This window comes from Paraburkholderia sp. RL17-381-BIF-C (genome assembly GCF_046026435.1).
GTDB lineage: Bacteria > Pseudomonadota > Gammaproteobacteria > Burkholderiales > Burkholderiaceae > Paraburkholderia.
Genome location: NZ_JARESX010000037.1, coordinates 33,761 through 56,997, shown reverse-complemented (window position 1 = coordinate 56,997; position 23,237 = coordinate 33,761). Strand labels below are relative to the sequence as shown.

At 63.9% G+C, this 23,237-nt stretch carries 18 protein-coding genes; 12 read left to right on the top strand and 6 right to left on the bottom strand.

Annotated features, from left to right (window positions below):
• The first annotated feature begins 185 nt into the window (after nt 1-185).
• The 5 genes from P0D70_RS22290 (at nt 186) to P0D70_RS22270 (ending at nt 6,709) form a co-directional block, all read left to right on the top strand.
• Nucleotides 186-1,850 carry an ABC transporter substrate-binding protein gene (locus tag P0D70_RS22290; RefSeq protein WP_408186070.1) on the top strand — a complete coding sequence of 555 codons (1,665 nt, stop codon included), beginning with the start codon at nt 186-188 and terminating at the stop codon, nt 1,848-1,850.
• A gap of 37 nt (nt 1,851-1,887) precedes the next feature.
• Complete coding sequence (locus P0D70_RS22285; protein WP_408186069.1) at nt 1,888-2,898, top strand: ABC transporter permease; 1,011 nt, start codon at nt 1,888-1,890, stop codon at nt 2,896-2,898.
• On the top strand, nt 2,895-3,791 hold the full coding sequence (locus tag P0D70_RS22280) for an ABC transporter permease (protein WP_408186068.1): 897 nt from the start codon (nt 2,895-2,897) through the stop codon (nt 3,789-3,791). Before P0D70_RS22285 ends, P0D70_RS22280 begins: the two co-directional genes overlap by 4 nt.
• Nucleotides 3,788-5,968, top strand: coding sequence for an ABC transporter ATP-binding protein (locus tag P0D70_RS22275; protein ID WP_408186067.1), 2,181 nt, complete (start codon nt 3,788-3,790; stop codon nt 5,966-5,968). The genes P0D70_RS22280 and P0D70_RS22275 overlap by 4 nt, the downstream gene beginning before the upstream one ends.
• 219 nt (nt 5,969-6,187) lie before the next feature.
• Nucleotides 6,188-6,709, top strand: a complete 522-nt coding sequence (locus tag P0D70_RS22270; protein WP_408186066.1) for a hypothetical protein — start codon at nt 6,188-6,190, stop codon at nt 6,707-6,709.
• Nucleotides 6,710-6,797: 88 nt separating this feature from the next.
• Here P0D70_RS22270 and P0D70_RS22265 read toward each other — a convergent pair whose 3' ends face one another.
• Nucleotides 6,798-7,643, bottom strand: coding sequence for an aldo/keto reductase (locus P0D70_RS22265; protein WP_408186065.1), 846 nt, complete (start codon nt 7,641-7,643; stop codon nt 6,798-6,800).
• Between the two features lie 190 nt (nt 7,644-7,833).
• Between P0D70_RS22265 and P0D70_RS22260 the strand changes: the two genes are divergently transcribed.
• Complete coding sequence (locus P0D70_RS22260; protein WP_091799633.1) at nt 7,834-8,580, top strand: GntR family transcriptional regulator; 747 nt, start codon at nt 7,834-7,836, stop codon at nt 8,578-8,580.
• 86 nt (nt 8,581-8,666) lie between these two features.
• Here P0D70_RS22260 and P0D70_RS22255 read toward each other — a convergent pair whose 3' ends face one another.
• Complete coding sequence (locus P0D70_RS22255; protein ID WP_408186064.1) at nt 8,667-10,058, bottom strand: CoA transferase; 1,392 nt, start codon at nt 10,056-10,058, stop codon at nt 8,667-8,669.
• 116 nt (nt 10,059-10,174) lie between these two features.
• Between P0D70_RS22255 and P0D70_RS22250 the strand changes: the two genes are divergently transcribed.
• A complete protein-coding gene (locus P0D70_RS22250) occupies nt 10,175-11,416 on the top strand; it encodes a citrate/2-methylcitrate synthase (RefSeq protein ID WP_408186063.1) in 1,242 nt (413 codons plus the stop codon).
• A 36-nt stretch (nt 11,417-11,452) separates the two neighbouring features.
• Here P0D70_RS22250 and P0D70_RS22245 read toward each other — a convergent pair whose 3' ends face one another.
• A complete protein-coding gene (locus P0D70_RS22245) occupies nt 11,453-11,758 on the bottom strand; it encodes a DUF2917 domain-containing protein (protein ID WP_408186062.1) in 306 nt (101 codons plus the stop codon).
• 196 nt (nt 11,759-11,954) lie between these two features.
• On the opposite strand from P0D70_RS22245, the gene P0D70_RS22240 reads away from it, so the two are divergent.
• The 3 genes from P0D70_RS22240 to P0D70_RS22230 all read left to right on the top strand — a co-directional run bounded on the left by P0D70_RS22240 (nt 11,955) and on the right by P0D70_RS22230 (nt 16,581).
• Nucleotides 11,955-13,373: an aminotransferase-like domain-containing protein gene (locus P0D70_RS22240; protein WP_408186061.1), complete on the top strand. Its 1,419-nt coding sequence runs from the start codon at nt 11,955-11,957 to the stop codon at nt 13,371-13,373.
• Nucleotides 13,374-13,597: 224 nt separating this feature from the next.
• On the top strand, nt 13,598-15,055 hold the full coding sequence (mdtD, locus tag P0D70_RS22235) for a multidrug transporter subunit MdtD (protein WP_408186060.1): 1,458 nt from the start codon (nt 13,598-13,600) through the stop codon (nt 15,053-15,055).
• A gap of 251 nt (nt 15,056-15,306) precedes the next feature.
• Nucleotides 15,307-16,581, top strand: coding sequence for an EAL domain-containing protein (locus tag P0D70_RS22230; protein ID WP_091801047.1), 1,275 nt, complete (start codon nt 15,307-15,309; stop codon nt 16,579-16,581).
• On the opposite strand, the gene P0D70_RS22225 is transcribed toward P0D70_RS22230, so the two are convergent.
• Complete coding sequence (locus tag P0D70_RS22225; RefSeq protein ID WP_408186059.1) at nt 16,537-17,511, bottom strand: sigma-70 family RNA polymerase sigma factor; 975 nt, start codon at nt 17,509-17,511, stop codon at nt 16,537-16,539. The genes P0D70_RS22230 and P0D70_RS22225 overlap by 45 nt on opposite strands.
• A gap of 248 nt (nt 17,512-17,759) precedes the next feature.
• Here P0D70_RS22225 and clpP point away from each other — a divergent pair, with 248 nt between their 5' ends.
• Nucleotides 17,760-18,407 carry an ATP-dependent Clp endopeptidase proteolytic subunit ClpP gene (clpP, locus tag P0D70_RS22220; protein WP_408186074.1) on the top strand — a complete coding sequence of 216 codons (648 nt, stop codon included), beginning with the start codon at nt 17,760-17,762 and terminating at the stop codon, nt 18,405-18,407.
• 248 nt (nt 18,408-18,655) lie between these two features.
• Complete coding sequence (locus tag P0D70_RS22215) at nt 18,656-20,092, top strand: NYN domain-containing protein (protein ID WP_408186058.1); 1,437 nt, start codon at nt 18,656-18,658, stop codon at nt 20,090-20,092.
• A gap of 348 nt (nt 20,093-20,440) precedes the next feature.
• Here the strand turns inward: P0D70_RS22215 and P0D70_RS22210 are convergent, their stop codons facing one another.
• Complete coding sequence (locus tag P0D70_RS22210; RefSeq protein WP_408186057.1) at nt 20,441-22,279, bottom strand: PQQ-binding-like beta-propeller repeat protein; 1,839 nt, start codon at nt 22,277-22,279, stop codon at nt 20,441-20,443.
• Between the two features lie 260 nt (nt 22,280-22,539).
• The gene (locus tag P0D70_RS22205) at nt 22,540-23,097 is read right to left on the bottom strand and encodes a glycine zipper family protein (RefSeq protein ID WP_091799601.1); all 558 of its coding nucleotides are present in this window, start codon (nt 23,095-23,097) and stop codon (nt 22,540-22,542) included.
• Nucleotides 23,098-23,237 lie beyond the last annotated feature (140 nt).

Here is a 23,237-nt window from a genome sequence, read left to right as displayed (position 1 = left end):
ACACAGCGGCCCTTTTATCCGCGAATCGTGAACCTCGCGGCGCCGCAAGCGCGCCGAATCCATGAGCAATCGCTTACACTGAGACCGCTTCGCATTGCCGCTTTCGTCATTGCAATAGCTTCACCGTGTCGCGCATCGGCGCGGCCCTTCAGAACCGGCAACAGAACGGACTGGACACTCCATCGATGAAGACTCCCGCGAACCGACTTCCCGCACTCGACGCAGCCCGCCTCACCGCCGACGCCTACGGCAACCACGCCATCGACGAATTCCTCGCCGGCCGCGTTACGCGCCGCGATCTGCTGCGTTATGCCAGCGTGATCGGTTTGTCGCTGGTTGGCGGCGGGGTGCTGAATGCACCGCAAGCGCGTGCGCAAGGCACCGCGGCCGCGTCGAATCAGACCATTCGTGTCGCGCACCTGACGCCTGCCGGCGCGGTCGATCCGCTCACCGTGACGGACGCCGCCAGTCTTGCGCTGCTGAATCAGACCGGCGAATTCCTGATCGACGACGACGGCGAAAAGCTCGTGCTGAAACCGGCACTCGCGCTGTCGTGGAAACCGAACGACAAGGGCGACGTGTGGACCTTCAAGCTGCGTCCGAACGTCAAGTTCCACGACGGCCAAACGTTCACCGCCAAAGACGTGGTCGCCACGTTCGACCGTCTCGCCGATCCGGCGAGCGGCTCGGCGGCGCTTTCCGTACTCAAGGGCGTGCTGTCCAAAGGCGGCGCCAAAGTGGTCGACGACCACACGGTCGCGTTTCATCTGGATGCGCCGAACGGCAACTTCCCGTATTACGTTTCCTCGGACAATTACAACGCCGTGATTCTGCCTGCGAACTACGCGGGGGGCTATGAAAAGAGCTTCATCGGCACGGGTCCGTTCAAGCTTGAAAAGTATCAGGCGAAGGTCGGTGCGTCGTTCGTGCGCAATCCCGATTACTGGGGCGACAAAGCGTTACCGCAACGCGTACAGTTCTCCTTCTACGCCGACGAACAGGCTCAACTGCTCGCACTGCAAGGCCATCAGGCCGATGTGATGGGCACCTTCACCGTGCAGGGCGGCGCCGGCATTCTGAACAATCCGGATTACAAGGCCGTGGGCGTGAAGTCGAGCGCGCACCGGCAGATTCACATGCGCAACGACAATCCGCTGTTCAAGGACAAGCGTGTGCGCCAGGCGCTGGCGTTGTCGCTCGATCGCGACGTGCTGGTGCGAGGCCTCTTCAAAGGTCGCGCGCAACTTGGCAACGACAGTCCGTTTGCGCCGGTGTTTCCGTCATCGGATGCAGGTGTTGCGCAACGCAAGATCGACGTCGCGAAGGCGAAGCAATTGCTTGCACAAGCCGGTGTGCCGAACGGCTTCGACGTGACGCTGACCACCGAAAAATACATGGAGATTCCCGATCTCGCGGTGGTCGTGCAGAACGCGGCGAAAGCCATTGGTGTACGTATCAATCTGAAGGTCGAAAGCCAGTCGCTGTATTACGGCGCGGGCACGCCGGGCAAATCGGATTGGCTCGATTCGCCGCTCGGCATTACCGACTACGGTCATCGCGGCGTGCCGAACGTTTTCCTGAATGCGCCGCTCACCAGCACCGGCACGTGGAACGCGGCGCACTTCAAGAATCCGCAATACGATCAACTGGTCGCGCAATTCGTCGCCGCCGTCGATCTCGGCTCGCAGAAGAAAATCTCCGGGCAGATCCAGACACTGCTGCTCGATGAAACGCCCATCATCATTCCATTCTTCTACGATCAACTGATCGCCATGCGCAAGGGCGTGAACGGCGTGCGCTTCACCGCGCTCGCGCAGCTCTATTTCGACCGCGCGGTGTTGAGCGCGTAATGGTGAAGCGCCCGCGCGCATTCGGCAGGAGAGCACGATGTCGACCACGGTGACCCCTTCCGCACCGCCTGCGTCGAGCGGCAACGCGGGCCGCGTCGTGCGGTTTCTGGCGACGCGTGTCGGCTTGTCGTTGATCACGCTATGGCTGCTGTCGGTGATCGTCTTCGCGGGTGGACAACTGCTGCCCGGCGACATCGGCCGCGCGGTGCTCGGCCCGCTCGCCGATGCGCGCGCGGTCGCCGCGCTCAATCATCAACTCGGCGCGGACCGTCCGCTAACGACGCAATACATCGAGTGGATTTCGCATTTCGTGCGTGGCGATATGGGCATCTCGCATGCGTATCGCGAGCCGGTCGGACCGTTTATCGCCGACGCGCTCGCGCATTCCGCCAAGCTCGGTTTGCTCGCGTTCATCGTGGTCGTGCCGCTCGGCATTGCGGGCGGCGTGTGGTCGGCTATGCACGCGGGACGCTGGCTCGATCGCACGATCAGCATCGCGGGACTGTCGGCGACGGTGGTGCCGGAATTCGTGTCGTCGATCGTGTTGATCCTGGTGTTCGGCGTGTGGCTGCGCTGGCTGCCGATCGAAGCGTCGTATCCGCCCGAAGCGAGCGCACTCGAACAGTTGCGTCATCTGGTACTGCCGGTGTTGCCGCTCGTACTCGTGTTCTTCGGCTACATAGCGAGAATGGCGCGCGCCGGCACCGTCGAGGCACTCGATGCCGACTACACACGCACCGCGATTCTCAAAGGCCTGCCGCGTCATATCGTGATCTGGCGGCATGTGTTGCGCAACGCGTTGCTGCCCACCATCACGGTCGCCGCCACGCAACTCGGTTATATGATCGGCGGCCTCGTGGTGGTCGAGACGCTGTTCCACTATCAGGGCATCGGCTCGCTGATCTACAACGCCGCCAAGGCCAAAGACTTTCCGATGCTCGAAGCAGGCGTACTGACAATCGGCGTGGTCTATACCGCTGCCAATCTCGTCGCGGATGCGCTGCATGTCCTGCTCAATCCGCGGCTGCGGGTGAGGAGCGCCGAATGAGCGCCATCGTTCCGCCGGCCGCGCCGCCGACTCCAGGGCCGAGTCCAACTCCAGGCCCGGCTACCGAACCACGCTTCGACCAGTTGCGTGTGCTGCTGCGCTCGCCCACGTTCGTGGTGGGCGTGGTGATCGTCGCTTGGTGGATCGTTTGCGCCATCGCCGGGCAATGGATCGTGCGCATCGACCCTTACGCGTCCGACCCGCTCAATTCGCTGACGCCGCCTGACAGCACGCACTGGTTCGGCACCGATCAACTCGGCCGCGACGTGTTCTCGCGCGTGATCGTCGGTGCGCGCGACATCCTCACCATTGCGCCGCTCGCCACGCTGCTCGGCACGGTGGCGGGCACGGCGCTGGGATTGATCGTCGGCTACTTTGAAGGCTGGGTCGACAACGTGGTCGGACGCGCGATCGACGCCGTGCTCGCGCTGCCGCTCGTGATCGTCGCGCTGCTCGCGCTGGCCGCGGTCGGCGCGTCGAACTTCACGGTCATCCTCGTGATCGGCATCACCTTCACGCCGATCACCGCGCGCACCGTGCGCGCCGCCGTGTTCGCCGAACGGCATCTCGACTACGTCGCGGCGGCGCAACTGCGCGGCGAGCGCGCCCCCTACATCATGTTCGCCGAGATTCTGCCGAACGTGCTGCCACCCATCATCGTCGAAGCGACGGTGCGGCTCGGTTACGCGATCTTCGCGGTCGCCACGCTGTCGTTTCTCGGCTTCGGCATTCAGCCGCCGTCGGCCGACTGGGGTCTCGCGCTGTCCGAGTCGTACACGCTAATGGCGGGCGGCGCGTGGTGGACCGTGGTGTTCGCGGCCGGCGCGATTGCGAGCCTGGTGGTCGGCGTGAATCTGATCGCCGACAGCGTGCAAGGCGTGCTCGACCAATGAACGGCCCGCCGCCCTCCTCGTTCCCCGCCTTCGACGTTTCGAAGAGCGATCGCACGGATGCGCTGACCGTCATCGGACTGACGGTCACGTACCGCATGCGCGGACGTGATCGCGAGGTGCTGCAGGACATTTCGTTTCGCGTGCGGCGCGGCGAAGCGTATGGTCTCGTCGGCGAGTCGGGTTGCGGCAAGTCGACCGTCGCGATGGCGACGCTGCGCTATCTGCCGCGCAACGGCAAAGTGAAGGCCGGCAAGATCATCATTGCCGGCGAGGACGTGCAGAAGCTCGACGCCGACGCGCTACGCAACATGCGCGCCAAAGCGATTTCGATGGTCTATCAGGACCCGGGGCGCGCGCTGAATCCGTCGCTGACGGTCGCGCGGCAAGTCTCCGAGGCGTTCGAAGCCGCCGGCGTCGCGCGCGACGAAGCGTTGCGGCGCACGCTTGAAATGCTGCGACGGGTGCGCATCGCCGCGCCCGAGCGCGTGATGGACAGCTATCCTCATCAATTGTCGGGGGGCATGCAACAGCGCGTGGTGATCGCCATGGCGCTCGCCTCGAACCCCGCGCTGCTGATTCTCGATGAACCGACTACCGGGCTCGACGCTACTGTCGAAGCCGAAGTGCTCGACCTCGTTGCGCAGTTGCGCGCGGAACTCGGCACGGCCGTGCTCTTCATCAGCCACAACCTCGCGGTGATCGGGCGCATGTGCGAACGCGTCGGCGTACTTTACGCGGGCAAGCTGGTCGAAGAAGGCGCGACTCAAGATGTCTTCACGCGGCCGCGCCATCCCTATACGGTCGGACTGTTGCGTTGTCTGCCCACGGCCGGACGCAGCAAAGATAGCGAGCGGCTCGACACGATTGCCGGCAGCCTGCCGTTGCCGGGTTCGGTAACGCAGGGCTGCATTTACGCGGACCGCTGCCGCCTCGCCGACGACCGCTGCCGCCGCGAGGCGCCGCCGCCGCATCGCGTTAGCGCCGCGCACGGCGATCAGATGTCACGCTGCCATTACCACGAACGCGCGATCGAATTGCCGCGTGCGAGCGCGCAAACGTTGCCCGAGCACGACGGTGCGCCGTTCGACGGCAAGCGTCCGGCTATCGTGCTGCGCGCGCAAAACCTCTCGAAGACGTTCCATGTGTCCGGCACTCCGCTGCGCGCGGTCGACAATGTTTCGATCGATCTCGCCAGCGGCGAAACGCTCGGCCTCGTCGGCGAATCGGGTAGCGGCAAGACGACGCTTGCCAAGCTGATGCTCGGCCTGCTCACCCCGGATCCGGGCAGCGTGCTCGAACTCGACGGTGCGCCGCTCGCCGCGCGCGTGACACGGCGGAACGACGCTCAGGTCAAGTCGCTGCAGATCGTATTCCAGAATCCGGACTCGGCGCTCAATCGCGCGCATTCGGTGAAACGGCTGATTGGCCGCGCGCTGTCGCGCCTCACTACGCTGCGCGGGCCGGCAATCGATGAACGGCTCGCCTCGCTGGCGGCGGCCGTGCGATTGCCGCAGCGCTATCTCGGCTCGCGCACGCGGCAACTGTCCGGCGGACTCAAGCAGCGCGTGGCGATAGCTCGCGCGTTTGCAGGCGAGCCGCGCGTGGTGGTTTGCGACGAACCGACTTCCGCACTCGACGTCTCCGTGCAGGCCGCGATTCTGAACCTGCTCGCCGATCTGCAACGCGAACGCGGCGTGAGTTACGTTTTCATCTCGCACGATCTGCATGTGGTGCGCTATCTGTCGGATCGCATCGCCGTGCTGTATCTGGGCAGGCTGCTGGAAATCGGACCGGCTGCGGAGGTGTTTGGCGGACCGCATCATCCTTATACCGAAGCGTTGCTGTCTTCGGTACCGACGCTCGATGGCCACGGCGGCACAACCCGCATCCGGCTCTTTGGCGAGCTGCCGAGCGCGGCATCGCCGCCGTCGGGTTGCGTGTTCCACACACGCTGCCCGCGTAAGCTAGGCGCGATCTGCGAACAGCAGGATCCGTCTTTCCTCGACGCCGCTGTGGGCAACACCACAGGGCCGTCCGCGCATCGAATCCGCTGCCACATTCCTGTCGATGAATTGCGTGCGCTGCAAGCCGTTTCTCGCGATGATGCGGACCTCGCCAGGAAGATCCCGGGCAACGGCCCGGAAAGCGCGCCCGAGAATGCCGGGCGCAACGAATAGCGCCACATGATGCGGCTTCACGGCCGCATATTTCATCGCCGAAACGTTTTCGCCTGTTTTTCGCTCGTGCGCATCGCACCCATCCAGTACCTGCTCAACGAGCGCGCCCGTGGCGCGGCCATTACTCGAACAATCAGGCGCGCAAACGCACGAGACCGGAACCAAACCGGGGCGATCGCCTCATATCAGATTCAACGTTCGATATGAGGGCACCACAACATGCAACGAAATACCCTACCCTGCGCGGCACACGCGGCCTCCGGCCTGTTGATGGCCGCCGCGCTCGGCCTCGCATCGCTCGCTCATGCGCAAACGCCGGCGCAAAAAACTCCCGCGCAGACGGCACAGACGGCACAAACAGCGCAAGGGGCACAAGCCGCACAGCCACTGTCGCCGACGCTGTCACAAGCCGCACCGCCAGTCGATCCCACTTTCTCCGCCTATTCGCTCGTGCAGACCTGCAAGCAGAAAAACGACAACGTCGCGCAAGGCCAATGTGTCGGCGCAATTCGCGGCATCATCCACGGCTATCAGTACGGCGTGCTGTTCCTCGGTCAGCGCGCCGCCCTGCCGGCCAATGAAACGCAGCGCGTCTCGCTGTGTCTGCGCAATACGCAGGTGTCGTCGATCGTCGACGAATTCGTCGCGGACGCCGCCCAGGTCAACGAAGATTCACTCAAGCACACCCCCGCCGAAGTCGCGGTGCTGGGCTCCGTGCACATGCACCACAGCTGCAATTGATCGCTCGCGCGCAGCGTGGCCGTTGCATGTCAATCCGAATCGATGACACGCCTGCAGCGGCCTGTTGCGCACCAGACGATCGCCGCGCTTACAGCATTTCTAGCGGACGCTTGCCGCGTGGCGGCTTGAAGTAAGCGTCGATAGCGGCAAGCTCATCGGCGCCGAGTTGCAGCTGCGACGCGCGGTGGTTGTCGCGCACATGCTCGACCCGCCCCGCCTTCGGAATCGCGAACACGCCGGGCTTGAGCAACACCCATGCGAGTGCCACCTGGAACACGGAGACGCCGCGCGCGTCGGCAATATCGTCAAGCGGTGAACGTTTCGGCAAGCGGGCGTGATCGATCGGGCTGTACGCCATGGCCGGCATCTTGCGCGCGGCGAGCCACGGCAGCAGATCGAATTCCGGCCCGCGCCGCGCCACGTTGTAGAGAATCTGATTGGTCGCGCAAGCATCGCCGCCCGGCGTGTCGGCGAGTTCTTCCATGTCCTCGGTGTCGAAATTGCTGACGCCCCAATGGCGAATCTTGCCCGCCCGCCGCAACGCCTCGAATCCCTCGACCGTTTCCGCGAGCGGCACCGAGCCGCGCCAGTGCAGCAGATACAGATCGAGCTGGTCCGTCTTCAAACGCTTGAGGCTTTGCTCGCAGGCCGCGATCACGCCGCGCCGGCTGGCGTTATGCGGATATACCTTGCTGACCAGAAACACCTTGTCGCGCAACCCGTTCAGCGCGGCGCCCAGCAGCGATTCGGTCGCGCCATCGCCATACATTTCCGCCGTGTCGATCAACGTCATGCCGAGTTCGACGCCGCAACGCAGCGCGTCGATTTCAGCGGCCCGCCGCGCCGGGTTTTCCCCCATCTCCCAGGTGCCCTGCCCCAGTTTCGGAATGCGTTCGCCGTCGGGCAGGCTCACGCTTGCGATGTCGCTCGTCATGCTGACTCCTCGAAGTGGCTCAATGGTCGGCAATGCCGCGGCGCAGGTGAATGCGCGGCGCATGCCACGAAGAACATAGCGACGAGTTTAGCGGTTCGATGGGCATTGGATCGGGCACCAGGCAAAAGCCCGCTATAACGCAGCGCGCCGATGTCATAGAATTGCCCCTTGCCCTTCTTGCGTGAGCTCCATGACCTCTGCCTCGGAAGACCGCTGGCGCGACCTGCGCCCGGACCCGGAAAACGACACGCCGCTATACCTGCAACTTGCTCGCAAGCTCGGCGCCGCCATCCACGAGAACCGCTGGAACGCCGGCGAGGCGCTGCCCTCGGAACGCGTGCTCTCGGAGGCGCTGGGCGTATCGCGGATCACTTCACGCAAGGCCATTGCCTTGCTGGTCGAGCAGGGTCTGATTCGGCGCACGCAGGGCGCAGGCAGTTTCATCACGCCGCGCTACGAAGATCCGCTGTCGCGTCTGTCGAGCTTCAGCGAAATGCTGCGGCGGCGGGGTTTTACACCGAGTTCGAAGTGGCTGTCGCGCGAAATCCTGCCGGCGAACCGCGACGAAGTGATTCAGCTCGGCTTGTCGCCGGCCGCGGCGGTCACGCGCCTGCGGCGCTTGCGACTGGCCGACGGCATCGTGATGGCGGTGGAGAATTCCACGTTCCCCGCCGCGGTGATTCCCGATCCTCAAGCAATCGGCGATTCGCTTTACACGTACCTCGAGAATCGCGGTCTGTCGATTGTCCGCGCGCTCCAGCATTTTCGCGCGGTGAACGCGAGCGAGGAAATCGCGCAGCAGATGAGCATCGCCCCGAACGAGGCGCTGCTGCTGATCACGCGCGTGGGCTACACCGCCGACCAACGGGCTATCGAGTTGACCGACACTTACTGCCGCAACGATTACTACGACTTTGTGGCGGAATTGAGGAAGTAGTTTTCAAGTCTTCGTGCCGTGGGCGGGTTGTTTGCCGCGCCGTTTCCGCGCAGTTTCCGTTCACGCCCTCGCAAGCACTTTAGCTCTCACACCCACGCTGCCTCATGTGCGCCCACTCGGGTCGGCGGCAGCGCAAAATACGCAGGCGTCTCATCCAGCACTTCGGCCGGCTGCACGCCCAGCACACTTCCAAACTCCGACTCCACGGTTGCGAGACAATCGCGCACATCTTCGAGCGCGACGTCGGGCGCTTTCCAACCCTCGGGCATCTGCCCGAACGACTGCAACCACCGGCCTGTTTGTGCGAGCGAGACGCGCACATGCCAGCTTCCCCCTTCAGTAGCCCGCCGCGCCAACGCGGCCTTCGCACCGAAGGCAGCCAGATACCCGGTCGCATGATCCAGCGCCTGACACGGCAGATGCTTAGGCTCGTTCCACCCTGCCGCCTGCCGCTCGGTAAAGGCAATTCCGCTCGCCGACTGGACCAGACTGTCGAACCCGCGCCGCTGTGCCCAAGGCCCCTCGTGACCGTAGGCCGACACCGAAACGTAGACGATCCCTGGCCGCACACGCGCCATCTCCTCGGCACCGAAACCGCGCGCGGCCAGCGCCCCCGGGCGATATGCCTGGAGAAATACATCGGCGTCGCCGGCGAGAGCCCGCAACGCCTCGCGCCCCGCCGGCTCGCGCAGATCGACGAGCGCCGAACGCTTGCCGCGTCCGTTGTCGATCACCAGCGGCGCGATATTCGGCAGATGCGGCCCGTTGATCATCAACACGTCCGCGCCATGCTGCGCGAGCGCGCGGCCGGCGACAGGCCCAGCAATGATGCGCGACAGATCCAGCACGCGCACGCCCGCCAGCGGCCGGTCCGCGCCGCGCTGACGCGGCGGCTCGACCGGCGCGTCGCCGATGCGCTCGATCTCGAAAAGCGGCAAGCTCGCAATCGCTTTCGCCTGATCGAGCGCGGCCCACTCTTGCGGCGTGCGAATCAATGCGGCGCATAGGCCCGCGTCGGCGAGCGTCTGGTCGAGCGTCGCGCCGTCCCAACCGCGAATCGCCGAGGCCACCGCATCCCGATCGTTCGCGCAGCCGAGCACCGTCAATACACCCTGCAAGTGATGCGGGAAGTTCGTATGCAACTGAATCCAGCGGCCGTCGCGTGTCTCGTAGAAACCCATGACCGGATCGCGCAGGGCAGGCGGCGGCCCGTCGTTGATTCGCAAATAACGTTCGCTGCGAAACGATGCCAACGCACGTCGCATCTCCACCGTCACGTGTTGCCGCCGGCCCGTGCGCAGACGGTGATATTCCGCGGCCGCCAGTCCGGTCGCGGCGATGCTCGCCGAGGCCAGGCTGCCGACCCGGTAGACCGATGGCAAACCAGGATCGGCGCCGGTCAGCGTGACCGACCTCAGCGCAGTCGGGTCGCATCCGGCAAGCGTCCAGATATGTTGGAGAGCAAGTTCGGGCGTCATGGCGTTTCATCACGGAGCGGGAAGAAGTGAACCGAGTCTAGAAGTCCGCGACGTTGCAATCAATCTTGATTATGATAATCAATATATATTGATTTCTTCGGTTTCCGTCCTTTCCCATGCCGACCTCGAATTCCCTCACCGCCGCTGAAGCCGCCGCCGCGCTCGGCATCAGCTTGCCGACGCTCTACGCCTATGTGAGCCGAGGCATGCTGAGTTCGTCGCCGGATGCGCAAGGCAAGCATCGTCTCTACGACGCCGGCGAAGTGCGCCGCCTCGCGCGTCGCAAGGAAGACGGCAAGCGCGCGGGCAAGGTCGCGCAGAAGGTGCTGGATTGGGGCGTGCCGGTGCTCGAATCGTCGATCACGCTGGTCGCCGAGGGCCGTCTGCTGTATCGCGGGTACGACGCCATGGAACTGGCGCGAAGTGCATCGTTGGAGGACGTCGCCGCGCTGCTGTGGGAATGCAGCGTGAAGCGGATCGCCGATGCGCCGGCCGTGCCGTTCGCGACCGCGCAGTGGGCCGCGTGGCTCAAGCTGTGGAGCGACAGCACGCCGCTCGATCGCGCGCTCGTGCTGTTGCCGGCCGCGGCGGCGCAAATGCCGCGGGTGTGGGCGCTCGGGCGTGACGCGCAACTCAATACGGCTTGCGCCGTCACGCGTCTGCTGGCTGCCGCGATGATCTCGGCGACGCCGTCGAACGAGCCGCTGCACCGGCAACTGGCTTCAACGTGGCAGGTGCGTAACCGCCAGCAGGCCAACCTGCTGCGCGCGGCGCTGGTAGCGTGCGCGGATCACGAGTTGAATGCGTCGACTTTCACGGTGCGCTGTATCACGTCGACAGGAGCGCATCTGTTCGGCGCGGTGGCGGGCGGCCTCGCCGCTTTGTCGGGTCCGCGTCATGGTGGCGAAACGGTGCGCATCGCCGCGCTACTCGAAGAAGCGTCGCGCGCGCCCGATCTCGACCGCTATCTGGCGAACCGGCTCGCGCGGCATGAAAACGGCGTGCATGGGCCAATCCTGTCGGGCTTTGGTCATCCGCTTTATCCGGAGGGCGACCCTCGTGCGCGGCTGCTGCTCGGCATGCTCGCCGACTGCGCGCCGGCTCGTTCGCCGTTAGCGGATGTGCTCGGATTGGCTCGCGCGGTGCGCGACACGACCGGCGCGGAGCCGACTCTGGACTTCGCGCTCGCCGCCATCGAGCGGGTGCTGGCGCTGCCGGCCGGCAGCGCCTTCACGCTGTTCGCGGTAGGCCGGACCGTCGGCTGGATTGCCCACGCCATGGAACAGGCGCGCGACGGCCGGTTGATCCGGCCGCGGGCGCGCTACATCGGGGAATACGAGGCTGCCGGGCCGAATTGAGGCGCAGCGCCCTCGGTGCTGATACTCGACGAATCGTCAGGCCGTGCCCAGCCAGCGCGGCAGCCAGCTCAGCACCGGAAACCCCGACGCCGTCCTGTTGGCGGGACGCTCGGAACCGCTTGCCAGCGCAAAGCGCGCGCCGGTCTGCCCCGCGCTGATCCACGCCACGACCCGGCGCGGCAACTCGATCGACTCGCCGGCGGCAAGCCAGTGATCCTCGCTGTCACCCTCGACGGTCAGCCAGATCTCGCCCGAGATCACCTTGAAGATCGACGGACGCGCGACACGCCAGGCCGACGCGGGCTCGCCATGTTCCAATTCGAAAATCCGGACTTCACGCATCGCTTTTCTCCTTCAAAGAGCTTTTCTGTTGTACCGATTATTGACGTGCGATGATCGAATACCCATGCACAGTTCCGAACACTTTGGTCGGAACTGTTCAGTCAAAAAACCGGACAGTTGGCGTGAACCGCGTGTCGTTCGCGAGTGGAAAGCCCGTGCGCACCCGCCCTGCTCTCCGGCGAAGGAAGAGATCCGCATGAAACTCGAAATCCAGCTTGATCGGGACAACGGCGTGCCGCTGACCGAGCAGATCGTCACGGGCGTCACGGCGTGGATCCGCTCGCGTACCGCCCACCCAGGTTCGAAGCTGCCGTCGATTCGCCAGTTCGCCACCGATTACGGCGTGAGCCGCTTTCCGGTGATCGAGGCTTACGACCGGCTGGTGTCGCTCGGCTATATCGACTCGCGCCACGGCTCGGGCTTTTACGTCTCCGACCGTCAGCCGGCGAGCACGCATTGCCAGGGCACGACGGATCCGCGCCGTGCCGAAGACGAATCGGATCATCTCCTGCAGCAGTTCAACCACCCCGGCGAAACGCTCAAACTGGGTAGCGGCTTCATCCCCGAGGCGTGGCGCGACATGGACGGGATCGCGCAGGCGATCCGCCACGTCTCGCGTACCGACCCGGCGAGCATGGTCGACTACGCCACGCCGCTCGGCAACCTGACTTTGCGCGAGCACCTGCAAAGCCGCATCGGCCAGTTGGGGATTCAGGCGGACGCGTCGCAGATTCTGATCACCAACGGCGCAAGCCAGGCATTCGATCTGCTGATGCGCTACATGCTCAAGCCAGGCGACACGATCTTTGTCGAAGACCCCGGCTACTACAACCTCTACGGACTGCTGAAGCTGCATGGCGTGAAGCTGATCGGAATTCCACGCACGCGTAACGGTCCCGACCTGGACGTGATGCAGGAGCAATTGAAGTCGCACCGGCCGAAGCTGCTGTTCATCAACACCGTGTTCCACAATCCGACCGGCACGACGGTCGCGCCGCAGGTGGCTTTCCGGCTATTGCAGCTCGCGCGCGAGCACGGGTTCTCGATTATCGAAGACGATATTTACGCCGATTTTCAGACCGACCTCACCGACCGCCTGGCCACGCTCGATCAGCTCGAACACGTGATCTATCTGGGCGGCCTGTCGAAGACGCTGTCGTCGTCGCTGAGGATCGGTTGTGTGGTGGCGAGCCACGCGATCATCAAGGATCTGGTCGATATCAAGATGCTGACGAGCATCGGCGGCTCGCGTTTTGCCGAAGCGGTCGCCGTGTCGATGCTGGAACGCGGCGCCTATCGCAAGTATCTGGAACGCCTGCGACGGCGCATGCGCGACGCGCTCGGTTCGACGATTCAGACGCTCGAAGACGTCGGCTGGGACATTTTCGACAAACCTGTGGGCGGCAAATTCGTGTGGGCTCGCGTGCCGCACGTGGCCAATGCGGAAAGATTGGTGGAGTGCGGTGCGCCGCTGGGCGTGACCGTGGTGCCGGGCAACTACTTCCGGCCGAATATGGAGATCAGTCCGTGGACCAGGATTCATATCGCGTTTGGTAACGACCCACGTGCGCAAGCGTTCTTTCGTGCTGCGGTGGCGTTGCCGGCTTCGGGGTGAGGTTTTGGGGTGAGGTTTTGGGGTGAGGTTTTGGGGTGAGGTTTTGGGGTGAGGTTTTAAAGTGAAGCCGCACAGTGAGGGCTCGGAGTGAGACGCTGAACCGAGGCGCCAGGGTGACCAATCGCCGCGTTTCCGACTCGCTGCGACTTCCCCGCCCTGCGCCGCGCGGCGCTTTTCCCTAGAATAGCGAGTCCCAGCCCGTCCTGCGCGCCCAGCCGCCCTCCATGTCCACGCCGACTCCGCCCGCCCTCGCGCCCACAACGCCCAGCGCGCCTTCGCCCCGCTCGCTCACCGTGATGCTGTGGGTCGTCGCCACCGGCTTCTTCATGCAGACGCTCGACTCGACCATCGTCAACACCGCGCTCCCGGCGATGGCGACGAGCCTCGGCGAGTTGCCGCTGCGCATGCAATCGGTGGTGATCGCCTATTCGCTGACCATGGCCGTGATGATCCCGGTATCCGGCTGGCTCGCCGACAAATTCGGCACGCGCCGCGTGTTTTTCAGCGCGATCCTCGTGTTCGCGGTCGCTTCGTTGTTGTGCGCGAACGCGCACACGCTGAATCAACTCGTGGCCTTCCGCATCATGCAAGGCGTGGGCGGTGCGATGCTATTGCCGGTCGGTCGCCTCGCGGTGTTGCGCACCTTTCCGGCTGAGCGCTATTTGCCGGCGCTTTCATTCGTGGCGATTCCGGGCCTCATCGGACCGCTAATCGGCCCCACGCTCGGCGGCTGGCTCGTGAAGATCGCATCCTGGCACTGGATCTTTCTGATCAACGTGCCGGTGGGCATCATCGATTGCATCGCTACGTTCATCTTCATGCCGGACAGCCGCAACGAGCACGTCGGCAAGTTCGATATGAAAGGCTACTTGTTGCTGATCGTGGCCATGGTGGCGATTTCGTTCGCACTCGACGGCCGTACCGAATTAGGCATTCAGCACGCCACGGTGCTGGTGCTGCTGATCCTGAGCCTCGCCTGCTTTGTCGCCTACGGCTTGCACGCCGTGCGTGAGCCCTCGCCGATTTTCTCGCTCGACCTCTTCAAGATCCACACGTTCAGCGTCGGCCTGCTCGGCAATCTGTTCGCGCGAATCGGCAGCGGCGCGATGCCCTATCTGATCCCTCTGCTATTGCAGGTGAGTCTAGGCTATAGCGCCTTCGAAGCCGGCATGATGATGCTGCCGGTGGCGGCCGCGGGCATGGCATCCAAACGTCTCGTGACCACGTTGATCATCAAGTACAGCTACCGGCGCGTGCTGATTATCAACACAGTTCTAGTCGGCTTGACGATGGCAAGCTTCGCGCTCACCTCCGCGAACCAGCCGCTGTGGCTGCGGCTCGTGCAACTGGCATTCTTCGGCGGCGTCAACTCGATCCAGTTCACCGCAATGAACACGTTGACGCTCAAGGACCTGGGCACCGGCGGCGCGAGCAGCGGCAACAGCCTCTTTTCACTGGTCCAGATGCTGTCGATGAGTCTGGGCGTGACCGTGGCCGGCGCCCTGCTCGCCACGTTTACGGGCCTGTTGCCGCGTGTGACGGCAGCCAATTCGCTGCCCGCGTTTCACGCGACGTTCCTGTGTGTCGGCATCATCACGGCAGGCTCGTCGTGGATCTTTGCGCAACTGTCGCCGGACATCCGCACGCCCGCGAAAAAGACCGATCCTTCCGAACGAACCTGATGCGTGTCGCCCCAGCCGCGCGCTCCGCCGCCGACCCGCAACGGGGCGCGGGCCGCACCAGCGAAGTGCGAATCGTCGCGTTCGCGCCCGCGCTGGCGCACAATCGTCTTATCTGAGTGTGACAGTCGGGCATGCGTGCTGTGTTTCCAGACGCGCATAGTTCTTGCTCGCCTATCCTGTAAACTGATGCTTTGCGCGTGCGGACTCATGTCGAGCATGCAGGCGCGCCGCCACCCCACACGACTGACATGATGAGCATGATCGAACTCGATCCTCCCGGTTTCCAGCCGCCGCGCCCAATGGCCGGCGACGAGGGTTCCCGGCGCACCGTTCTGTACGGCGGCTACACTGTTTTCAGCGTGTTCCAGCCGGTTTTCTCCGTGTCGCACCGGCGCGCGATCGGTTATCACGCGTCGCTGCGCGCCCGGGACGAACACGGGTTGCAAGTGCCGTCGCACGAGGTGTTCACACAGGCCGCGCGGCGCGGCGATCTGCTCGAACTCGGGCGGCTCGCTGAATCCCTGCATCTGGGCAACTTCAACGCGTTCGACAGCCACGACGAATGGCTCTTTCTGAGCCTGCACCCGGCCGCGCTGATGGACACCAGTTACGGCGACGCGCTGCTTGCCGGCCTCAAGGCGCTCGGCCTGCCGCCGCAGCGCGTGGTGCTGGAAGTTTCCGAACAGGCGGGCGGCGAAACCACGCGCTTTGCCGAAATCATCGATGCGCTGCGTAAATCCGGCTTTCTGATCGCGCTCGACGGTTTTGGCGCGAAGCATTCGAACATTGACCGCGTGTGGAATCTGAGGCCGGACATCGTTACGCTCGACCGCTGCATTCTCGCGCAAGCAAGCGAACACTCGCACATTGAGCGCGTGCTGCCGGGCCTCGTCTCGCTGCTGCACGAATCCGGCCAACTGGTGCTGATGGGCGGCCTGAGCACCGAACGCGACGCGTTGATCGCGCTCGAATGCAACGTGGACTTCGTGCAAGGCGCATTCTTCGCTGGTCCGAGCGTCGAGCCGGTCAAACCGCAAGCGGCGGCCGGCTTGATGGACTCGCTCTCCGCAGCGCTACGTGAACGGGTCGGCGCACGTGAGCGCGCACAATCCGCGCGGCTCGCACCGTACGTTACCGCGCTCGAAACCGCAGCCGCGCAACTGGTGGCCGGCGAGTCTGTTGCGCAAGCCACCGCCTCACTCCTCACGCTCGGCGAGACGGCACGCTGCTTCGTGCTGGACGGATCGGGTCGGCAGATCGGCGACAACGTGCTGCCGCCAGGGCGCGCCTCGCAACGCGCCAAGCGCTTCCGCCCGCTGCTGCATTCGGAAGGCGCGAGTTGGGAGCGCCGGCCGTACTTTATCCAGGCGATGCGCATGCCCGGTCAGGTGCATCTCACCCCGCCCTACCTGTCGATCAACGAAGCTCACCTGTGCGTGACTGCCTCGATCGCCGCACACACGCCGACTGGTACACAGGTGCTATGCGTGGACATCAACTGGGAAGTCGCGGCCCACCGAAATTGAGGTCACAGCGGTCTGCTGGATCCGCGCAAGCAGTTGCCTGACCGCTGCGCGGCCCAGCATGCGGTTAATGGCACGCAAGCGCGCCGCGCTCGTCACAACGCGCATGGCGATGATTCTTGTGGAGCCGTCCGCAAGGCTATTCGTGGACACGTCGAGGACCCCCACGACCTCGCCCTCGAAGAACAAAGCGACACACAATGTTCCCGCGACCGACACCGTCCCGGCGTTGCTCGCACGCTCGACCAGCGACGTTACCGTGTCCATCCACCCTGCCACTGCCGGTTCCGAGGTGCCGACCGGCGCGTCGCTGAAGACCTCCGGCGCGTCACTAAAGAGCCGCAACAGGCCGGCTCGATCCTGCGCCTCCAGCGCCGCGCGCAAGCGCTCCACGATCTGTGCATGCGCGGCCGGATCAGGCCGCTCAACCGGGGCACCCGCCCGTTGCAAACGCGCCTTGGCCCGATGGACGATCTGCCGGCAGGCGGCCGGCGTGCGCTCGAGAATGGCCGCGATCTCCGCATAGTCGCAGTCGAAGGCTTCGTGCAGCACGAACGCCGCTCGTTCGTCAGGCTTGAGCCGCTCGAGGAGCAGCATCACGCCATACGACATCTCCGCTGCACGCAAAGCCAATTCCTCTGCCGAGGGCGCGACCTCGTCGAGCCACGGTTCCGGCAACCAGCCCGCGGTTTGCGACGCGCGTTCGCGCTGCACGTGCCGCAGCCGGTCGATCGCCGCGCGCGTGGTGATCGTGGTGAGCCAGGCAACAGGTGTCTGCACGTCTTGCGTGTCCGCGAGGTGCCATTTCAATCCCACGTCTTGCACCACGTCTTCTGCTTCGGCGCGGCTGCCGAGCATTCGGTAGGCCAGCGCAAACAGGCGGGCACGCGCGGCCTCGAAACTGGATGCCTTCTCGATTGCTTGTTCCGTCATATATAGACCTCCAGTTCGTGCGTGGTGTAAAGCGCGCGGCGCGCTGCCTGCGAACTTGTCCGGGCGCGCGCCAACAACGTCATTCTTTTCATCTTGACGGCTGGGCATCGAACGATGTGACAGCGTCGCGTAAAAAAATTTCTGTCACGTCGCCCATTGCCGCGCCGTCATAGGGACAACAACCCGCGCAATGAATGCGCTGGCGCTCCAGCACCCGCCGTCACCCACGCGGCATAAACGAGGTCGACATGCATTCCAGCTATCCAACCATCACCGGCCTTGGCCTCGTGCCAACCGTGATCGAACAATCCGGCCGCGGCGAGCGCGCTTATGACATTTATTCGCGTCTGCTGCGCGAGCGCATCGTGTTTCTGGTCGGGCCCGTGAACGAGCAGTCGGCCAGCGTGATCGTCGCGCAACTGCTGTTTCTGGAGTCCGAGAATCCCGACAAGGATATTTCTTTTTACATCAATTCGCCGGGTGGTTCCGTGTACGACGGCCTCGCGATCTACGACACCATGCAGTTCATCAAACCGGAGGTATCCACTTTATGCACGGGCTTCGCCGCGAGCATGGGAACCTTCCTTCTCACCGCCGGCCAGCGTGGGAAGCGGTATGCGTTGCCGAACGCACGCATCATGATTCACCAGCCGTCCGGGGGAAGCCAAGGCACGGCCGCAGACGTCGAAATTCAGGCGAAGGAGGTGCTTTATTTGCGAGAGCGCCTGAATACCATAATGGCTGAGCGCACCGGGCGCAGCATCGAGGAAATCGCGCGCGACACCGACCGCGACAATTTTATGTCGGCACATGCGGCCCGGACTTATGGTCTCGTCGACGAGGTGCTGGAAACGCGCGCGGCGCTCCCTCCCACGTCGTTTTTGCACGAACGCTAGTGCGGTGGTCCGGTGGTCAAGCCATCGCGCCGTGTCGGGCTGCTGCGCCGAACCGTTTGGGCACTACGCGTGCCGCAGCGTGAACCGCGCTGAAAAACCCTTGGCAAACGTCGCAAGGAGCGTGGGCCTGTGCGGGTTCGCACCGCCTGCATCGGTGCGAGTGGAACACAAAAGCTGATCACCTCCGCTGGAATCGCTATCATGGTCGCGATTCGTCGAATTTGACGATCGCTTCAATGGAGATATACATGGCGTCATCCAACGAAACCGTCAGCATGGCGCTATTCTGCGACTTCGAAAACGTCGCGCTTGGCGTGCGCGATGCGAAATACGATAAGTTCGATATCAAGCTGGTGCTCGAACGGCTGCTGCTCAAGGGCAGCATCGTCGTGAAGAAGGCGTACTGCGACTGGGACCGCTACAAGAGTTTTAAAGGCGCGATGCACGAGGCCAATTTCGAATTGATCGAAATTCCGCACGTGCGCCAATCGGGCAAGAATTCGGCTGACATCCGGCTCGTCGTGGACGCGCTCGACCTTTGCTACACAAAGTCTCACGTCAACACGTTCGTCATCATCAGCGGCGACTCCGACTTCTCGCCGCTGGTGTCGAAGCTGCGTGAAAACGCCAAGCAGGTGATCGGCGTCGGTGTGCAGCAATCCACGTCGGATCTGCTGGTCGCGAACTGCGACGAGTTCTTTTTTTACGATGACCTCGTGCGAGAGAGTCAGCGCACGGTCGCCAAACGCGAGTCGTCGCGTCCGCCACACGCCGCCCAGCCGGCGGCCAAACGCGCGCCCGACGAAGAAAAGACTCGCAACAAGGAAGACCTCGAAAAACGCCGTACCAAGGCGGTCGAAATTGCTGTGCAAACGTTCGACGCGCTTGCGTCGGAGCGCGGAGACAGCGGCAAGATCTGGGCGTCGGTGCTGAAGAACGCGATCAAACGCCGCAAGCCGGATTTCAACGAAACGTACTACGGTTTTCGCGCCTTCGGCAATCTGCTGGAAGAGGCGCATGCTCGCGGGCTGCTCGAATTCGGCCGCGACGAGAAGTCGGGCGCATATGTGTATCGCAGTACGGCCGCGAACGTCGCGGGCGAAAATGCGAGCGAAACCACCGAAGCTTCCGAGTCGGCGGAACAGTTGTATGAAGCGCAGGTAGCCGAAGTCGTGAGCGCCGAGTCGGGCGGCAAACACGAGTCACGCCGTCGTGGGCGAGGCAATCGCAAGGCGGGCCGCGGCCAGCAGGAAGCCGTGCATGAAGAGCGTATTGCTGTCGAACACCTCGCCGGCGCACAGGCTCAAACGGAAGACCTGCCCGCGCATACGCCGAAGAACAGCGAGTTCATTTTTGAACTACCGGAAGCGCCGATAGCGTCGGCGGAAACTTCGACGGCTGAAGAGACAGGCGGCGTTGACAGCGGAGCCAACGAGCCGCATGCAGGCGACAAGCAACCCACGCGCCGTAAAGAGCGCGCCCCCCGCAAGACGGCCGCGAAAAAACCAAAGAAGGCTGCGCCGAGAAGCATTGAAGATATTCCGGAGATTGCAGCCCCTGCCGAAACGGTGGCCCCTGCCGCCACAGCGGAAGAAGCGTCAGCGCCAGCAAGAAAGACCGCACGCAAAACCGCGGCGCGTAGTCGTCGTCCGCGCAAGTCGGCCGCGACGAGCGACACGCAATGAGCGTCGCAAACCGGCGCGCGGCGCGCCGGTTTGAAGTGGGTTCAACGCGAAATGAACGCCCTTGCCCTGAACGGGCGGGACGTACCCCGCACACGGCGTGATGCGTCGCAACGTGAGTGAACCCCGCATCAAGCAGTAGGCCGTGTTTGAACTGCATCACTAACCGTTGGGTAGGAGTTCAACTTTTGGGGTGCAGTTCAGTTTGCCGAAACCGAACAGGGCTCTTTCTCACGCGCCCCGAACCGTCACAAACGGCTAACCGCCGACGCTACGTCTCGCCGCCCATGCGAGCAAGCTCGACCGCAACCGCAACCACGCCGCGCCGCCCCATGTAAGCCCCTCTTCCGCTCACAGCAACCCGAACACCGCCACGCCATTGGTCGCGCCCACGTACACCTTGCCGCGCGCGATCATCGGCGTGATGAATTTGTTGCCCGCGCCCCATTGGTCGCGCGTGCCGGCCTGATTGCTGTTGTACAACTCGACGGCGAGATTGCCCGCGTTGTAAGCGTGTAAAGCGCCCGTCGTACCGTTTTCCGCCGCCCAGACGATGCCGTTGCTCGCACCGTTCGCCGACACGGCCGGCGTCGCACCCGGATAAGCGAAGGTAGTCGGACTCTTTGAGGCGGCGGTCGTCGCGAGGAACGCCCCCGCGACCGGCAACGCCTTCAGGTTGTCGTTCAGACCGCCGTAATAGACCACACCATTGTAGTAAGCCGGCGATCCCCAGATGCCCCCCGCCAGTGTGCCGATCAACTCCTGCCAGATGTTGTTGGCGCTCGGGCTGAATTTGCCCATCGCATCACGATCGACGACGTAAATGTGGTTGTCCTTGCCGGCCGCCACCGCGAGATGTTTGACCACCCCGCCCGCTGTCGTCTGGTCCGGTAACACCATCGCGCCGCCCGAGCCGAAATCGTTGTCCGTGCCCGCTTCCTCGACCACGTTGGACATCGCGAAGTAATCGGTCACCTGCAGGTTGCCCAAGGAGAGTTTCATCATCGAGTTGCCGAGGTCGCCATCGACAGGAAAGCCCTGTGCATTGAGCGAAGTGCCGAACGTACCGTTGCCGTCCACGACGTAGAGCGACGTGCCGTCCGACGCCATGCCGGAGCCGGCCATCCAGATCGAGCCCTGACTGCCGTTCGGCGTGATGTTGAGCGCACTGGTCTGTTTCAGCGTGTCGGCGCTATACGCCATCAGCCAGCCGGTGTATGCGCCCGACATGCAGTGCGCGGTCCAGCCCATGTAGATGTTGCCGCCAACCAGCGTGAGCGCCGCGCGTTCCGTGTGCAACGAAGGGTTGAAGGTAATCACGCCGTTAATGCTGCCCGCGCCGTTACCCGGGTAAGTTGCCGAAATCTCCGTCGGGCCGCCCAGCACTTCAGCGCCGGTCGTCAGATCGAGCGCGTGCAGCCGGTGATGGATGCCCCCGCCACTGTCTTTCGTCATGGCCACGGCATACAGCACGCCATTCGTGCCGCGACTGCGGTCGATAACCGGCGTCGACGTAATGCCAATCTCCGGGGTGATGTCCTGGCAACCGCGGTCGTCGCTGGACGTTTCGCCGCTGCCGGTCAACGAGACCTTCCACAGTTGCACGAAAGATGTGGCGTCATAGGCGTAGACGCTGTTGTGTTCGGTGACCACGTACACCACGTCGCGCGATGCACCGCCGATCGGCAGGTTCGTGACGAAAAGCGGCTGACCGTCGACCTTGCCGTCTGCTGCAAGAAACGCGACTTTGCCGAAGTTTGTCGAATTGACGTTCGCCGGCGTGAGCGTAGTCTCGGCGAGCATCTGACCGGTACGGCCGAGATCGTTGTGATGCATGAGGACGTCGGTGGCGTAGGCCGTCGCTGCCGCCGCAGTAGCGCCCGTACTGCTCGTTCCAGTGCCTGTGCCCGTTCCGGCGCTGGTGGTCGAGCCAGTGCCGGTGCTACTCATTCCGGAACCGGTGCCGCTGGTCCCGGTGCCACTGGTGCCCGTACTGCCCGAACCCGAGCCGCTTGCCGATCCGCTACCACTTCCACCCGCTGCCCCCGAAGCCGTAGCGGGCGCGCCGCCGCCACCACCGCCACCGCACGAAACGAAACAAGTGGCAACGGCGATCAGAGCCGCCACTGTCCCTTGGCGGGACCATACGCCCAGCACGGACGTCTCAACGCCAGCTTGCGAGATTCGCATATTCGCCTCGTCTCCTGAACGATGCGACGGTCAGCTCCGCACAACGAACGGTGTGCGTGGAGAATCACGTCGCGTGCCGTAAGAGAGGAGTTCGCCACGTGCGTCTTCCGATCGTTGAATGCGTTGGTTGCCCTTACGGTGGATTAACCGTACGCTGTTTGCAAAGGTGTTTGCCGCCATCGTTTCGCCTCTCGCCGCCATACATGGCAATACCTGAGGGGAACGCGGCCTGGCTGCAGCAGGCGCTGGACGGAACTCGATCAGTAGTACGGATAAGGGGCATACATTACCGGCGGCGGCCCGTAGTAACGGGGCGGCGGAGCAACATATACCGGCTGCGGCGCATAGACCGGCATCTGCGGCTGCGCGATCGTGTTGCCCTTCGACGTCATGCACTGCGCGTACGCTGCGTCGTACCGCGCCTGCATGCTGTTGGCCGAATACTGTGCGCCGTTTGCGCCGGCCGCGCCGCCGAGCAGCAAGCCGCTGCCCGCGCCAATGGCCGCGCCCGCGCCCGCGTTGCCCGCCGCCGCGCCGATGAGCGCGCCGACCGCGGCACCGCCCAGCGTGCCCACCGCAGCGCTATTGACGCTGTTCGTGGTCGAACTCTGCGCCGCGCCGGCCGCGTCAGACGAATGGTAGGCGTAGTCGCGGCAACTATAGTCGTCCTGCTGGAACTGATTGAGCGGCTCGCCGCTGCGCGGCAGCGCGACAATGGAAGGACCGCTCGGCGGCACTACCGCACAGCCGCCAAGGAGCGCCAGAGCAACCGCGCCCGCAGGCAGCGCGACGCGTATCGATTTAAGACTTGAGATCATGGGGGCGCACGTTTCTTCATGAGAGAAACATACGGTAGGCCAATTTGCGTGCGCCTTGTTTACGAGATAGTTACCGTATTTTTACCGCGTATATCGAGATGCGCCGCCGACAGGCTGAAAACGCTTTGAGCGCCTGATTG